The organism is Mycobacterium sp. 852002-51152_SCH6134967 (assembly GCF_001667105.1).
Lineage (GTDB): Bacteria > Actinomycetota > Actinomycetes > Mycobacteriales > Mycobacteriaceae > Mycobacterium > Mycobacterium neumannii_A.
Genome location: NZ_LZIK01000012.1, coordinates 96,584 through 111,412 on the forward strand (window position 1 = coordinate 96,584; position 14,829 = coordinate 111,412).

Consider the following 14,829-nt stretch of genomic DNA (forward strand, 5'->3'; position numbering starts at 1 on the left):
ATGTCAGTCCCGTCCCGTCGCGTGCGCGGCCGCTCGTCGCTCCCTGGCGATCTGTTGCACCGCACCGAGTCCGTTCAACGAAGGCTTGGCCAGTGTCGGCGACTTCGACGCCAGGTACACCAGCGGCCACGTCACCAGGAAGACCACGACCACGTCGAGGATCGTGGTCAGGCCCAGGGTGAACGCGAAGCCCTTTACCTGTCCGACGGCGAGGACGTAGAGCACCGCCGCGGCGAGCAGCGTCACCGCGTTGCCGGACACGATCGTCTTGCGGGCCCTCGCCCAACCGCGCGGCACCGCCGACCGGAATGAACGCCCTTCGCGTATCTCGTCTTTGATGCGTTCGAAGAACACCACGAACGAGTCGGCCGTCATACCGATACCGATTATCAGACCGGCGATACCGGCCAGGTCCAGCGTGTAACCGATCCATCTGCCCAGAAGCACCAGGATCGCGTAAACCATTGCGCCGGAAGCGACCAGCGACAGGGCGGTCAACACGCCCAGCATCCGGTAATAGAGCAGCGAATAGGCCAGCACCAGCGCCAGGCCGACCGCCCCGGCGATCAAACCCGCGCGCAGCGACGACAGACCCAGTGTGGCCGAGACGGTTTCGGCCTCCGACGACTCGAAGGACAACGGCAGCGATCCGTACTTCAGCACGTTGGCCAACTCGCGGGCCGTCTGCTGGGTGAACTGGCCGCTGATCTGCGTGCGCCCGCCCGGGATCGGCTCGCGGATCTCGGGTGCGCTCATCACCTTCGTGTCGAGCACGAACGCGGTCTGCGTTCCGACGTTGGCGGCGGTGAAATCCGCCCAGGTCTTCGCGCCATCGCTTTTGAACTGGACGTCGACGACGTACTCACCGCGCTGCTGGTCGAGACCGGAGGTGGCGTCCTGGATCTGCTCGCCGTTGATGATCGCCTTATCCAGCAGGTACACCTCGTTGCCGTCCGCCGAGCAGGTGATGAGCGGAAGATTCGGGTCGTCGTTGCCCGCGAGGACGTCCTCCTCGCCGCAGCGCGTGGCCTGGAACTGCAACGCCAGGATCTGGATCTGCTGATCGGTGCTCTGCCGCAACTGCTTCTCGTCGGCGATGCGCTGCGCCAGCGGAACGTTTTCCGGTGACGCGGGTGTAGTCGGCGTCGGCTCGGGAGCGTCCGGTGACGGTGCGGGGCTACCCGGCGCCGGCGTCGGAGGTGGCTCCGGTGCGGGTTGGGCAGGCGGTTCCTGGGGATAGGGACGCGGCTGCGGGGCCGGAGGGGCGGCGGGCTCGGCAGGCGGCTGCTGACCGGCGGGAGGCTGCTGGCCGGCGGGAGGCTGCTGACCGGCGGGCGCCTCGGTTCCCGGCATCCCCGGCATCATCCCGCCCGGCATCCCCGGAATCGGACCACCAGGAGGCATACCGGCCGGTCCCTCCGTCGGCGGCTGCTGGCCGGGCACCTCGGCGGGCATCACATGCACGACGGGGCGGATGTAAAGGCGTGCCGTCTGGCCGAGGTTGCGGGCGTCGCTGCTCTCGCTGCCGGGCACCGTGATGACGAGGTTGTTGCCGTCGATGATCACCTCGGAGCCGGACACGCCGAGACCGTTGACCCGGTCGTTGATGATCTGCTGCGCCTGGCTCAACGCGTCGCGGGTGGGCGGCGACCCGTCGGGCGTGCGGGCGGTGAGGGTGACGCGGGTACCGCCCTGCAGATCAATGCCGAGTTTGGGTTCGGGCTTCTTGTCTCCGGTCAGGAAGACCAGGCAGTAGGCGCCGACCAGCAATACCAGAAACAGCGAGAGGTAGCGGGCAGGGTGCACCGGCGTCGAAGACGATGCCACGTTTTGTCAGGTCTCCTCGGGATCGGTTCGTCAGCACCGCAGAGACTACGGGCTTCAGCTGTGAAGATCGCCCGCGGACTCAGCCGTCGGTCTTGGTGTTGGGGCTTTCGGTGAGTTCGGTCGCGGTCGACTCGGGCTCGTCGTCTTCAAACTCGTCATCGTCGGTGATGCGGTCACGCACCGCGAGCTTCATCCAAGTGGTGACGACGCCCGGGGCGATCTCGAGCTCCACCTCATCGTCGGTGATGCCCTTGATGGTCCCGACCAGGCCGGACGTGGTGTGCACGCGGTCGTCGATCTGAAGAGATTCGTGCAGGTCGATGGTGGCCTGCATGGCTTTCTTCTGTCGGCGGGACGCGAAGAACATGAATGCGCCCAGCACGATGAGCAGGGGAAGGAAGACAACCAAGTCCATGGCGACAAAGTCTTTCGTTAGGTCATGTGGTCACGGCGCAGCGCGGTTGGGGCGCGCACCCATAAGTGACCAGTGTGCCATTGCGGGCTTCGGCAGCGACCAGCCCACCGCAATGAGATCGCGAAATCGTTGGGTCGCGAGCGTGCCGGGACACGCCCGAGCTGCGGTGGTCAACGGATTTCGTCGTCGTCGCATCGGATGACCGCGGATCACACCCCACTCCCCCGTAGTTATCGACCGGATCGGTGCTGTCTTGGTTAGGCTCTTGCTCGATGATCACCGTCGAGCAGACCCGGCGTATCGCGGAGTTCGGCGGGTAGTCGGCGACGCGCTGCGCTGCCTCCCATTCCTGACGACGAGAGGATCGAATGGCCAGCGACTTCAAGGTCCAGAACTTCATCGGCGGTGAAAGCGTCGACTCGGTCAGCGGCGCCACCATGGCGCTCGTCGATCCATCGACCGGTGAGCGGTACGGCACCGCGCCGATCTCCACCGAGGCCGACATCGACAACGCGTACACGGCCGCGTCGAAAGCGTTCGCTGACTGGAAGCGCACCACGCCGTCGGTGCGGCAGAAGGCACTGCTCGACTTCGCTGACGACGTCGAGCGAAGCGCCCAGGCGCTCGTCGCGGCAGAGGGACGCAATACGGGTAAGGCCAACCACGTCACGATGGCCGAAGAAATTCCCCCGATGGTGGACCAGATCCGCTTCTTCGCGGGTGCCGCGCGGATGCTGGAGGGCAAGTCGGCCGGCGAATACACGGAGAACCACACCTCGTGGATCCGTCGCGAACCGGTCGGCGTCATCGGGCAGGTGGCGCCGTGGAACTACCCGATGATGATGGCGATCTGGAAGTTCGTGCCCGCGGTCGCGGCGGGAAACACCGTCGTCATCAAGCCCAGCGACACCACGCCGGTGACGACAGTGATGCTGGCCGAGATCGCGGCCAGGCATTTTCCGCCCGGAGTGCTGAATGTCGTTTGCGGAGACCGGGAAACGGGCGCAGCGGTCGTGGCACATCCGACTCCGCAGATGGTGTCGATCACCGGTTCCGTCGCGGCGGGCCGTGCGGTGGCGGTCAGCGCGGGCGGACATCTCAAGCGCACGCACCTCGAGTTGGGCGGCAAGGCGCCGGTGATCGTGTTCGACGACAGCGACATCGCGTCGGCGGCCGAAGGCATCGCCACGGCGGGCTATTTCAACGCCGGACAGGACTGCACGGCGGCAACGCGCGTGCTCGCGACGGCCCGGGCGGCCTCGGACCTGACCGAGGCGCTGGCCGAGCAGGCGCGCGCTGCCACCACGACGTACGGCAAGCCGGTCGATGACGAGGACGCGTGGGTGCCGCCGGTGAACAACTCCACTCAGATGGAGCGGGTGCTGGCGTTCCTGGGAGACGTCCCGGCACATGCCTCCGTCGCGGTCGGTGGAGGACGCCAGGGCGACAAGGGCTTCTACGTCGAACCGACGGTGATCGGCGGGCTTCGGCAGGACGACAGGCTGGTTCAGCAGGAGATCTTCGGGCCGGTCATCACCGTCCAGGCGTTCACCGACGAGGACGAGGCGATCGCGTGGGCCAACGGCACCGAATACGGGTTGGCGTCTTCAGTGTGGACCCGCGATGTGTCACGAGCACTACGGGTTTCGGCTGCCCTTGATTTCGCTGTGTCTGGATCAACACCCACATTCCGCTGGTGGCCGAGATGCCGCATGGCGGGTTCAAGTCGTCGGGCCACGGGAAAGACCTGTCGATGTACGGGTTCGACGAGTACACCCGCATCAAGCACGTCATGGCCTACACGGGCTGACAGTCCGTGCGATTTGTGGAGCAGCCGCGCGCTGACCGCCGGTGCGGCTCCACAAATCGCGGAGGATTAGAAAACCCTGACGCCGATCAGCGTGGAGACGAATCGGTGGATGTCGTCGACGGTCAGTTCGGTGCCGTCGACCTCGACGTCGATCAGGTTGGACAACAGGTCGTCGGTCGGCTTCCAGCAACGCTCGCCGATCTTGACGTCGATGTACTGATATAGCGCCTCTTCGTCGTGGGGCGTCATCGGACCGCTGGCCAGCCGCGCGAACAGCGGCCAGTCCTCTTGCGGGAAGCCGAACGCCTCGCAGACTGCGGTGGCCGAATTCTGGCGCGCGACAATGGAATCGGTGATACCAGGCCTGTCGGACATGGTTGTTCTCCTGACAAGATTTCAAGTCACTATCGAACGCCGTTGCGCGGAATCACCGGGAGGCGCACGTTGAGCGGATTACATAGTCAGGCTAGCTTCTGGCCAGGCCGCGGGCAGTCATGCACGTCACAGGGAGGCGGTGAAACTCCTCGCTTGAGCGGACATTTGGGATCTACGTCACCCCCCATAGCCCATGGCACGCGAAACGCCCCACAACCTGTGTGGGGCGCTTTGCGATCCGCTAACGCTTACCGGTGTGCGAGCTTGCCGCCACGGTGGCCGCGAGAGCGGAACCTGTCGAGCAAACCGCGGCGACGCGGTTGTTGTGCGGCCTCGGCCGTGGGTCCGATGACCTCGGTTCGCTGCTCCGCCATTGCCGGCTGCCCGGCGGTGTGGGGAGTGTGATCGGCGACCGGCGCGGGGTCGGCCGCAGCAACCGGAGCGGCAGTGGCCGGCGCGTGTTCGTCGGCGACGGTGTGTGCGGCCACTGGACGATCCGCCCACTCCACGTCGCGCACGCTTCGCACCGAGATGCGGCCAAGCGCCGCTGCGCCCAGGAACACGATCAGCGCGCCCAGACCGTAGAAATACGTCAGCTCCAGCGCGATGCGCTTGCCCTCGGTGGCGGCGACCGGTACACCCGCGTCACCCATACCCAGCGGGCCGGCCATAGCGCGGCCGATGATGAACCACACGCCACCTGCCACGGCGAGCCAGCCGCCGAGCGAGGCCGTCGCACGGTTTCGTGACATCAGCAGGAGCAGGCCGCCCAATACGGTCACCACGCCCGGCAGTACCTCCAGCCAGCCTCGGCCGGTGGTCCACGTCCAGGCCTGGTCGGGGCTGTAGGCGAAGTTGAACAGGGGCCCGATGAAGGGAGCCAGTGCGCCCCACGCGCCCAGCAGGATCAGCAGGAATCCACTCGTGGCGCCGCGACTGCGCGGCATCCGCAGACGGCCACCGCGGGGGTGTACACGCGTATCGGTCATGATGCCTCCTTGGTTGTATTAGCGTGATTACCCAGGCTGGCGATCTGTAACCCGTCGTTGGCTAGGTTGGCGCCATGCGACTCGACGGTGACTTCGACGGTGACTCGGCCCGCCGCGTCCTGGCCGACGCGTGGGAGCGCTGGGCACGACGGTGCGAGCAGTTGACGGCGCAAGAGTGGTCGACATCGACGCGCTGTGAGGGTTGGAATGTGGCCGCGCTGCTCGCCCACGTCTGTCCCGAACCGTCGATGTTCGACCGTCTCACGGGAGCAGTCGTCGACGGACCCGCTGCCGTCACAGATGCGGCGACAATGTTGCGCCGCTTCAACGAACCCGACGGTGTCGCCAACACCAATGCCGGAAGCCTTGCCGAGCAAGCAGTTTGGGAAGCCGCGGCGCTGACACCGCGGACGGCCGCCCAGCGGTTCGTCGAAAGTGCCCGGGTTCTGCGTGACACGCCGATGTCCGCCGAGACGACGATCGCGTATCCGGTCGTCGGCAGCACGACGCTGGCAGTCGTCGCCGAGACCGCCCTGATGGAGGCGACGGTGCATCTGCTCGACCTCGCCGATGCGGTCGGCGGTGTCGAACCCTCGGCGGCGGCGTTGTGCGCCGCCCGGGACCTCTTGATCTGCGTGCCCGATGCGCTGTCAGCGGTCGAGGTGCTTTCCGGCCGCGCCGCCCCCGAGAGGGCGATACCGGCGATTCGCTGACCAGGCACGTCGAACCCGCACAGGAAGCGCTGCCGGTTTTCACAGCGAGCTCCCAGCCACGCCGGGAATAGTTTTTATATCGCTTATCGATGTTTTTGGTGGACGCAATGGCGCGCCCTGCAGTCCACGTTCGTCCGAAGGATTTCTTATGACGACTGATACCCGTGAGGCGCGACTCGAGCGCCGTATCTCTCATTTGTTCGACACCGACCCGCAATTCGCCGCTGCGCGCCCTCTGGTGAAGATCGCGAACGCGATCGAAGAGCCCGGTCTGCCTCTCCCCCAACTGGTCCAGACGATCTTCGACGGCTACGCGGACCGGCCCGCGCTCGGTGAGCGCGCCGTCGAGTTCGTCACCGACCCGGTGACCGGCCGCACCTCCGCACAGCTCCTTCCGCGCTTCGACACCATCACCTACCGCGAGCTGTCCGAGCGTGCCGCAGCCGTCGCCGCCGCGCTGAACCAGGCTCCGGTCCAGCCCGGTGACCGCGTGGCCATCGTGGGCTTCACCAGCGTCGACTACGTGACCGTCGACTTGGCGCTGATCCACCTGGGAGCGGTCTCGGTGCCGCTTCAGACCAGCGCGGCGGTGGCGCAGTTGCGGCCCATCGTCGCCGAAACCGAACCTGTCGCCATGGCGTCGAGTGTCGACTTCCTCGACGACGCGGTCGAGGTGATCGCCGACGGCCATGTCCCACAACGCCTGATCGTGTTCGACTACCACCGCGAGGACGACGACCACCGCGCGGCGATCGATGCCGCGACGGCTCGCCTCGACGGAACCGGCGTGCACATCGAGACATTGACCGACGTCCTCGCTCGCGGCCGTGCGCTGCCCGTTCCTCGGCCCGCCGTCCTGGCCCCCGACGACCTCGCGCTGCTGATCTACACCTCGGGCAGCACGGGCGCACCCAAAGGCGCGATGTACCTGCGCGAGATGGTGGCGAACTCCTGGCGTCGCTCGAGCATGGCCATGTGGGGTGGCGGCCCGGCTCTTCCGTCGATCACGTTGAACTTCATGCCGATGAGCCACGTGATGGGCCGCGGCGTCCTTTACGCCACGCTGGGCGCCGGCGGTACCGGGTACTTCGTTGCCAAAAGCGATCTGTCGACACTGCTCGAGGACCTGTCGCTGGCGCGTCCCACCCAGCTGAGCTTCGTCCCGCGGATCTGGGACATGATGTTCCAGCGATTCCAAAGTGACGTCGACCGCCGCACGGCGGACGGTGTCGATCGCTGGGTTGCCGAGACCGACGTGTTGGCCGAGTTCCGGCGGCACCTGCTGGGCGGGCGGTTCATTTCCGCGATGACGGGGTCCGCCCCCATCTCGCCGGAGATGAAGGAGTTCGTCGAATCGCTTCTGGACCTCCACCTGACCGACGGTTACGGATCCACTGAAGCCGGTTCGATATTCGCCGACGGTCAGGTCACCCGCCCGCCCGTCATCGACTACCGACTGGTCGACGTTCCCGACCTCGGCTACTACCGCACCGACCGCCCGTATCCGCGCGGCGAACTGCTGGTCAAATCGGAGACGATGTTCCCGGGTTACTACAAGCGTCCGGAGATCACCGCGTCAGTGTTCGACGCCGACGGCTACTACAAGACCGGCGACATCGTCGCCGAGGTCGGACCGGACCAGTTGGTCTACCTCGACCGGCGCAACAATGTGCTCAAGCTGTCCCAGGGTGAATTCGTCACGGTCTCCAAACTCGAAGCGGCGTTCGGTACCAGCCCGCTGATTCGCCAGATCTTCGTGTACGGCAACAGCGCTCGTTCCTATCTGCTGGCGGTGATCGTACCGACCGAGGATGCGCTGGCGCGTTACGGCGGTGCTGACCTGAAGCCCGCGATCACTGAATCCCTGCAGGAGGTCGCCAGGACCGCCGGGCTGCAGTCCTATGAGATTCCCCGCGACTTCATCGTGGAGACGACGCCGTTCACGCTCGAGAACGGTCTGCTCACCGGGATCCGCAAACTCGCGCGCCCGACGCTCAAGAAGCACTACGGCGATCGACTCGAAGCGCTCTACACCGAACTCGCTGACAGCCAAGCCGCCGAATTGCGGGGACTGCGTCAGCACGGCGCCGAACGGCCCGTCATCGAGACGATCAGCAGGGCCGCGGGTGCCCTGCTCGGCGCCACCGCGACCGATCTGCAGCCCGACGCGCACTTCACCGACCTCGGCGGTGATTCCTTGTCGGCGTTGACCTTCGGCAACCTGCTGAACGAGATCTACGACATCGAGGTGCCCGTCGGCGTCATCGTCAGCCCGGCCACTGACCTGGCCGCGCTCGCCGCCTACATCGAATCCGCGCGTGAACCGGGTTCCAAGAGGCCGACATTCGCGTCGGTGCACGGCCGCGATGTCACCGAGGTCCATGCGAGTGACTTGACGTTGGACAAGTTCATCGACGACAGCCTGGCCGCAGCGCCCGCCCTACCGGGGCCGAGCACCGAGGTGCGCACGGTGCTGCTGACAGGCGCGACCGGCTTCCTGGGCCGCTATCTGGCGCTGGAATGGCTCGAGCGGATGGCCATGGTCGGCGGCACGGTGATCTGCCTGGTCCGTGCGAGGGACGATCGGTCGGCGAGGGACCGGTTGGACCGGACGTTCGACTCGGGAGACCCCGAATTGCTGCGGCACTACCGGGGATTGGCCGCCGATCATCTCGAGGTCATCGCCGGGGACAAGGGCGAGGCCGACCTCGGGCTGGATCGTCAGACGTGGCAGCGGCTCGCCGACACCGTGGACCTGATCGTCGATCCGGCCGCATTGGTCAACCACGTGCTGCCCTACAGCCAGCTGTTCGGGCCGAACGCCGTCGGCACCGCCGAGCTGATCCGTATCGCCCTGACCACGAGGATCAAGCCGTTCGTCTATGTGTCGACGATCGGCGTCGGTGCGGGCATCGCGTCCGGACAGTTCACCGAGGACGGCGACATCCGGCAGATCAGCCCGGTACGCAGGCTCGACGACAGCTACGCCAACGGCTACGGCAACAGCAAGTGGGCCGGCGAGGTGTTGCTGCGCGAGGCCCACGATCTGTGCGGGCTGCCGGTCGCGGTGTTCCGGTGCGACATGATTCTGGCCGACACCACATACGCCGGTCAGCTCAACGTGCCGGACATGTTCACGCGCTTGATCCTGAGCCTCGTCGCGACCGGCATCGCGCCGTTCTCGTTCTACGAGGTCGACAAGGACGGCAACCGTCAACGTGCGCACTACGACGGGCTTCCCGTCGAGTTCATCGCCGAGGCCATCTCGACGCTGGGTGCGCAGGTCGGCCACGACGGCGGACCGGGTTTCGAGACGTACCACGTCATGAACCCCTATGACGACGGCATCGGGCTCGACGAGTTCGTCGACTGGCTGATCGATGCGGGGTATCCGGTCGAACGCGTCGGTGACTACGCCACGTGGCTGCCGCGATTCGACACCGCGATGCGCGGGTTGCCCGAGCGGCAGCGACAGGCATCGCTGCTCCCGCTGCTGCACAACTACCAGCGGCCTGAGACCCCGATCCAGGGTTCGATTGCCCCCACGGAGCGGTTCCGCACGGCGGTGCAGGATGCGAAGATCGGTCCGGACAAGGACATTCCGCATATAACGCGCGAGGTCATCGTCAAGTACGCCACCGATCTGGAGCTGTTGGGGCTGCTCTAAGACGACGGTGAGCGTGCGTTCGGCGCTACGCGCGCTACAGCGTGACGGCCACCGCCAACAGCACGATCGCGATCAGCGGGAAGATGCCCTGGGTGAGGGCGGCTTTCGCCTTGTCCGGTGACGACAGCAACAGCACCAGCGCCGCCGCCAGCATCGATCCGACACCGGCGAAGATCAACGCAATGCCTACCCAGTTGTAGCCGATGCCGCCGATCACGATTCCAGCGAGCGTGATGATGGCCAGAAAGAGGTTGTAGAAGCCCTGGTTGAAGGCCAACTCCTTGGTGGCCAGCGCTTCTTCCTCGGTGAGACCGAACGTCGCTCTGGTGCGCGCCGACGTCCACGTCAGCGACTCCATCACCCAGATGTAGATGTGCAGGAGGGCGGCCAGTCCCGCGAAGAACAATCCGACGAAACCCATTACGCGACCACGCTTTCCACTCGTACTACCGGCGGAACGGCCAACATCACCAGACCGGTCAACGCGATCCAAACCACCACGCTGTATGCACCGGGCAGACCGATCCAGGTGTGCAGCAGCGCGGGAATCCCGAGCACCGCAAGGAACGCCGACCACTTCGGCAGCACGCCGGTGCGCCACACGATGTAGGCGGTGGCGAATATCAGTGCGGCCGAACCGATATGGCTGTAGTGATAAAGCCATACCGCCAGGCCGAGGAACGGCTGCGAGTACGACGTCACGGTGAGGTCGTCGAACCGCACGATGGCGGCGGGCACGGCCACCTCGGCGGCCAGACCGGCCGCGGTCAGTGCGAAAAACACCGTCCCACCGATCGCCGCGGTGTACACCGCACCCGTCGGCCCGGCGGCCGACCGGAGCGTCGACACGAGCACGCCGACGAAGAGCAAGCCGAACAGCAGATGTAGTAGCGGAAGCGTGCCGTTCAGCATGAGAAACGTTGCCGCGCTGTCGAAATAGGCGCCCAGCCCGTCGGCGTCGTTCGGCGTCTCCGGCGAGCCGACCAGATACGCCGGTACCACCACGCCGGCGCAGGCCACGCCGAGCAACCCGCCCAGCCTGATCGTGCCGCTGCCCATTGCCGCCTCCTCAGTCGAAAAGTCCCACCTGTCCCAGACCGGTGACTCCGCTCGGCGGGGTCAGGCCGAGGTGCGTCCAGGCCTGCGCGGTGGCGACCCGTCCCCTCGGCGTGCGCGCGATCATCCCGGCGCGCACGAGGAACGGCTCACACACCTCTTCGACGGTCGTCGCCTCCTCCCCGACCGCGACCGCCAACGTGGAGACACCGACCGGTCCCCCGCCGAAACTGCGTGTCAGCGCGGACAACACCGCACGGTCGAGGCGGTCGAGGCCGAGTTCGTCGACGTCGTAGACCTCCAGCGCCGCCTTGGCGATATCGCGGGTGATCACGCCGTCGGCGCGGACCTCGGCGTAGTCGCGGACCCGGCGCAGCAGCCGGTTGGCGATGCGCGGCGTGCCCCGCGACCGGCGCGCGATCTCTGCACCCGCGTCGGCGCCCAACTCGATACCGAGTATCCCCGCCGAACGCGCCAACACCCGCTCAAGTTCGGCGGGCTCGTAGAAGTCCATGTGGGCGGTGAAACCGAACCGGTCACGCAGCGGCCCCGTCAGCGCACCCGAGCGGGTGGTCGCCCCCACGAGCGTGAACGGAGCGACATCCAGCGGAATCGACGTCGCGCCCGGGCCCTTCCCGACCACGACGTCGACGCGGAAGTCCTCCATCGCCAGGTACAGCATCTCCTCGGCAGGCCGGGCGATGCGGTGGATCTCGTCGATGAACAGCACGTCGTGCTCGACGAGGTTCGACAGCATCGCGGCGAGATCACCGGCACGCTCGAGCGCCGGCCCGGACGTCACCCGCAGCGAGGAGCCGAGTTCGGCCGCGATGATCATGGCCAGCGATGTCTTGCCCAACCCCGGCGGCCCCGACAGCAGGATGTGATCCGGTGTGCCGCCGCGGTTCTTGGCGCCCTCGATGACCAGTTGCAGTTGCTCGCGGACGCGCGGTTGCCCGATGAACTCGTGAAGCGACCGCGGCCGCAGGCTCGCGTCGATGTCGCCCTCGCCGACCGTCAGCGCGGGCGAGACCTCGCGCTCGTCGGCGTCGTCGTCGTCGTCGTCGGTGAATCGGCTCATTTGTTACCCAGCATCGACAACGCCGCCCGCAACGCGGTCGACTGATTGGCTTCGGGGTCGTTGGCCAACACCTTGTCGGTGGCTTCTTCGGCCTGTTTGGCCGCGAATCCAAGTCCAATGAGCGCTTCCACCACCGGGCCACGCACGGTATGGCCCGTCGCGGTCGCCGCGCCGGACGGCGAGACTGCGCCCACCTTGTCGCGCAGGCTCAACGCCATCAACTCGGCGGTCTTCTTGCCCACCTTGGGAATCCGGGTCAGCGCGGTGATGTCGGCGTCGCCGATGGCCTGGCGCAAGGTCGCCCCGTCGTACATCGCCAGCGCGCCCAGCGCGATGCTGGGACCGATTCCGGACACCCCGAGCAGGGTGAGGAACAGGTCGCGGGCGTCGCCGTCGGCGAAGCCGTAGAGCGTCTGGGAGTCTTCGCGCACGATCATCGCGGTGATCAGCCGCGCCTCGGCCCCGCGGCGCAGGGTCGCCAGCGTCGACGGGGTGGCCATCACCTTGTAACCGACCCCGCCCGCCTCGATCACGACGTGGTCGAGTGCGATGTCGAGAACCTCACCGCGAACGGATGCGATCATCGTGCCGCCCTCGCTTTCGCCTTGAGCGTGGCCTTGTACTTGCGTTGTTGTTCGGCGGCCAGCGCCTCGGCCGCCGCCATCCGGGCGATCATCGGCGCTCGCCAACAATGGCAGATCGCAAGGGCCAACGCGTCGGCCGCGTCGGCGGGTGTCGGCTTGGCCTGCAGCGCAAGGATTCTGGTCACCATCGCGGTCACCTGCGCCTTGTCGGCGTTGCCGTTGCCGGTGACCGCCGCCTTCACCTCGCTGGGTGTGTGGAAGTGCACGTCGATATCGCGGCGCGCGGCCGCGAGCGCGATCACTCCGCCGGCCTGCGCGGTGCCCATCACCGTGGAGACGTTCTGCTGGGAAAAGACCCGCTCGATCGCGATCACGTCGGGTCTGTGGGTGTCCATCCAATACTCCACGGCCTCGCTGATCGCCAACAGCCGCCGGTGCAGCGGATCGCCCGACGGGGTGCGGACGACGTCGACGTCGAGCGCGGTGACCTGCCGACCCGTACCGCCCTCGATGACCGACAGGCCGCAGCGCGTCAACCCGGGGTCGACTCCCATCACCCGCACGTCCGGCCCTTCTGTGAACACTTGTTCGAGAGCTTAGCCGCCCGGAGGCTCGCCACTCGGCAGGGACACGCCCGCTCAGATTACGAACTGACCGCCGCGGCCGCCCGCGGTGATCTCCAGCGCGATCTCGCTCATACGGCCCTTCGACCTGCTCCACCCGCGGACGAGTTCGCGGCCCACCTGATGCCCGTCGCGCTCGACCGTGATCACCCAGCGCACACCACAGACCTTGCCGAGCAACCAGAACGGCCACAGCACCACAAACAGTGCGCCGACGAGAATCTCCAGCCAGCCGAACATCAGGTCGAGGGCGTCGCCCGGGAACGGCCACCACCGTCTGCTGATCTGCCACTCGGCGCCGAATGTGTCGCGTACCACTGCCACCCGCCAATTGTGCTTGTGAGAAGGCAGAATCCGCGTTCGACGCCCCGAAGCCGATGTTTCTTCACGCGGCAACAGGGCTACCGTCGATTGAGGACCTGATCCCGATTCGTGGAGTTGACCTCATTCCCATGCCCGACGAGACCGAACTGCAGACCGCAAGCAACCTCGCCGTCACCCTTGCCTGGGCGGCCGGAGCGATCGCCGCCGTGTACGTGTTCGGGGTGGTGCTGACCTGGGTGATGGCACGCGTCAGTCGCCGCAGCGCGCTGATCAAGGACATCGAGGTGCTCACGCGCAAACCCGTGCGCATGCTGCTGATGGTGATCGCGGCGACGGTCGCGGTGCGACGGACGTCGGAGACCACGGACTCGTGGCGCGGGTGGGTGGACCACTGGCTGCTGATCCTGATGATCGTCTCCATCACCTGGCTGGTCACGGGCTTTGTCCGCGTCGCCGAGCGGCGCATGATCGCCCGGTACGGCGGGGGCGGTGAGGAGATCTCGGACGCCGACCGGCTGTGGCGCCGGGTTCGGACGCAGGTGACCGTGCTGCGCAGGCTGGCGATCGCGGTCGTCGTCATCCTCGGCGGTGCCGCGATTCTGATGACGTTCCCGTCGTTCTCCGACATCGGCACCACGGTGTTCGCCTCCGCCGGTGTGTTGTCGGTGGTCGCCGGCCTGGCCGCGCAGACGTCGCTGGGCGCGGTGTTCGCCGGAATGCAGATCGCGTTCTCCGGGGCGATCCGGGTGGGCGACATCGTCCAGCTCGAGAACGGTCAGTGGTGGGGCCGCATCGAGGAGATCACGCTGACCTACGTCGTCGTGCGGATCTGGGACGAGCGCCGGCTCGTGTTGCCGTCCACCTACTTCACCACCGAGCCGTTCGAGAACTGGACCCGCAGCGCCACCGAGATCATGGGCACCGTCGAGTTCGACGTCGACTTCAACGTGCCGTTCAACGACATGCGCGCCGAGTTGGACCGGCTGCTGTCCGAAAGCGACCTCTGGGACGGCCGGCGCGGCGTCCTGCAGGTGACCGACGCGGTCGGCGGTGTGGTCCGGGTGCGCGTCGTGGTCAGCGCACACAACGCCGGTGCGCTGTACGACCTGCAGTGCACGGTTCGCGAAGGCTTGGTCGACTGGGTGCAGCGCACCGGCGGCGTGGTGCCGATCCACCGCATTCAGCCCGCCGAAGCGGCTCCGGCACCAGAGATCGGTGGCGACGTCGCCGGGGAGACCAAGCGCGTGGCCGCGGGGATGTTCTCCGGTAGTCCCGAAGCCGAGGAGCGGGCCAAGGCGTTCGACCACACCATCGACTGCGACGACGACGAGCTCGTGCGGTCCAACGGCAGGGGCTGAGCGCGCC

General features: G+C 66.8%; 13 protein-coding genes and 1 pseudogene. 4 read left to right on the forward strand and 10 right to left on the reverse strand.

All coding sequences use genetic code 11. The features are described 5' to 3' along the window. Positions 1 to 3 precede the first annotated feature (3 nt). Both secD and yajC read right to left on the reverse strand, forming a co-directional pair. Positions 4 to 1,827 (reverse strand): protein translocase subunit SecD, encoded by a 1,824-nt coding sequence (gene secD / locus A5790_RS03110; RefSeq protein ID WP_066841355.1) that lies wholly within the window; start codon positions 1,825 to 1,827, stop codon positions 4 to 6. A gap of 79 nt (positions 1,828 to 1,906) precedes the next feature. After that, positions 1,907 to 2,242: a preprotein translocase subunit YajC gene (yajC, locus tag A5790_RS03115; protein ID WP_064415788.1), complete on the reverse strand. Its 336-nt coding sequence runs from the start codon at positions 2,240 to 2,242 to the stop codon at positions 1,907 to 1,909. Between the two features lie 368 nt (positions 2,243 to 2,610). On the opposite strand from yajC, the pseudogene A5790_RS03120 reads away from it, so the two are divergent. Further along, positions 2,611 to 4,052: pseudogene (locus A5790_RS03120) on the forward strand (gamma-aminobutyraldehyde dehydrogenase). A gap of 66 nt (positions 4,053 to 4,118) precedes the next feature. On the opposite strand, the gene A5790_RS03125 reads toward A5790_RS03120, so the two are convergent. Continuing rightward, a complete protein-coding gene (locus tag A5790_RS03125) occupies positions 4,119 to 4,427 on the reverse strand; it encodes a hypothetical protein (RefSeq protein ID WP_066841356.1) in 309 nt (102 codons plus the stop codon). 248 nt (positions 4,428 to 4,675) lie between these two features. After that, positions 4,676 to 5,416 (reverse strand): hypothetical protein, encoded by a 741-nt coding sequence (locus A5790_RS03130; protein WP_066841357.1) that lies wholly within the window; start codon positions 5,414 to 5,416, stop codon positions 4,676 to 4,678. Positions 5,417 to 5,490: 74 nt separating this feature from the next. Here A5790_RS03130 and A5790_RS03135 point away from each other — a divergent pair, with 74 nt between their 5' ends. Together A5790_RS03135 and car are read left to right on the forward strand one after the other, a co-directional pair. Continuing rightward, entirely contained in the window at positions 5,491 to 6,129 is a 639-nt protein-coding gene (locus A5790_RS03135; RefSeq protein ID WP_066841358.1) for a maleylpyruvate isomerase N-terminal domain-containing protein, read from the forward strand. A gap of 148 nt (positions 6,130 to 6,277) precedes the next feature. Then, positions 6,278 to 9,796 carry a carboxylic acid reductase gene (car, locus tag A5790_RS03140; RefSeq protein ID WP_066841359.1) on the forward strand — a complete coding sequence of 1,173 codons (3,519 nt, stop codon included), beginning with the start codon at positions 6,278 to 6,280 and terminating at the stop codon, positions 9,794 to 9,796. A 34-nt stretch (positions 9,797 to 9,830) separates the two neighbouring features. Here the strand turns inward: car and A5790_RS03145 are convergent, their stop codons facing one another. The 6 genes from A5790_RS03145 to A5790_RS03170 all read right to left on the reverse strand — a co-directional run bounded on the left by A5790_RS03145 (position 9,831) and on the right by A5790_RS03170 (position 13,464). Then, entirely contained in the window at positions 9,831 to 10,217 is a 387-nt protein-coding gene (locus tag A5790_RS03145; protein WP_066841360.1) for a DUF1304 domain-containing protein, read from the reverse strand. After that, positions 10,217 to 10,855: a hypothetical protein gene (locus A5790_RS03150; RefSeq protein WP_066841361.1), complete on the reverse strand. Its 639-nt coding sequence runs from the start codon at positions 10,853 to 10,855 to the stop codon at positions 10,217 to 10,219. Before A5790_RS03150 ends, A5790_RS03145 begins: the two co-directional genes overlap by 1 nt. A 10-nt stretch (positions 10,856 to 10,865) precedes the next feature. Further along, on the reverse strand, positions 10,866 to 11,933 hold the full coding sequence (gene ruvB / locus A5790_RS03155) for a Holliday junction branch migration DNA helicase RuvB (RefSeq protein ID WP_066841362.1): 1,068 nt from the start codon (positions 11,931 to 11,933) through the stop codon (positions 10,866 to 10,868). Further along, entirely contained in the window at positions 11,930 to 12,517 is a 588-nt protein-coding gene (gene ruvA / locus A5790_RS03160) for a Holliday junction branch migration protein RuvA (protein WP_066841363.1), read from the reverse strand. The genes ruvB and ruvA overlap by 4 nt, the downstream gene beginning before the upstream one ends. Continuing rightward, entirely contained in the window at positions 12,514 to 13,080 is a 567-nt protein-coding gene (gene ruvC / locus A5790_RS03165) for a crossover junction endodeoxyribonuclease RuvC (RefSeq protein WP_064395616.1), read from the reverse strand. Before ruvC ends, ruvA begins: the two co-directional genes overlap by 4 nt. A gap of 75 nt (positions 13,081 to 13,155) precedes the next feature. Beyond that, the gene (locus tag A5790_RS03170; protein WP_066841364.1) at positions 13,156 to 13,464 is read right to left on the reverse strand and encodes a hypothetical protein; all 309 of its coding nucleotides are present in this window, start codon (positions 13,462 to 13,464) and stop codon (positions 13,156 to 13,158) included. Between the two features lie 128 nt (positions 13,465 to 13,592). Here A5790_RS03170 and A5790_RS03175 point away from each other — a divergent pair, with 128 nt between their 5' ends. Next, entirely contained in the window at positions 13,593 to 14,822 is a 1,230-nt protein-coding gene (locus A5790_RS03175) for a mechanosensitive ion channel family protein (RefSeq protein ID WP_066841365.1), read from the forward strand. The last annotated feature ends 7 nt before the right edge of the window (positions 14,823 to 14,829 follow it).

Coding starts and splice junctions, on each gene's coding strand:
- yajC (WP_064415788.1), bottom strand. CDS start 2,242: ATGGACTTGGTTGTCTTCCTTCCCCTGCTCATCGTGCTGGGCGCATTC.
- A5790_RS03125 (WP_066841356.1), bottom strand. CDS start 4,427: ATGTCCGACAGGCCTGGTATCACCGATTCCATTGTCGCGCGCCAGAAT.
- A5790_RS03130 (WP_066841357.1), bottom strand. CDS start 5,416: ATGACCGATACGCGTGTACACCCCCGCGGTGGCCGTCTGCGGATGCCG.
- A5790_RS03135 (WP_066841358.1), top strand. CDS start 5,491: ATGCGACTCGACGGTGACTTCGACGGTGACTCGGCCCGCCGCGTCCTG.
- car (WP_066841359.1), top strand. CDS start 6,278: ATGACGACTGATACCCGTGAGGCGCGACTCGAGCGCCGTATCTCTCAT.
- A5790_RS03145 (WP_066841360.1), bottom strand. CDS start 10,217: ATGGGTTTCGTCGGATTGTTCTTCGCGGGACTGGCCGCCCTCCTGCAC.
- A5790_RS03150 (WP_066841361.1), bottom strand. CDS start 10,855: ATGGGCAGCGGCACGATCAGGCTGGGCGGGTTGCTCGGCGTGGCCTGC.
- ruvB (WP_066841362.1), bottom strand. CDS start 11,933: ATGAGCCGATTCACCGACGACGACGACGACGACGCCGACGAGCGCGAG.
- ruvA (WP_066841363.1), bottom strand. CDS start 12,517: ATGATCGCATCCGTTCGCGGTGAGGTTCTCGACATCGCACTCGACCAC.
- A5790_RS03175 (WP_066841365.1), top strand. CDS start 13,593: ATGCCCGACGAGACCGAACTGCAGACCGCAAGCAACCTCGCCGTCACC.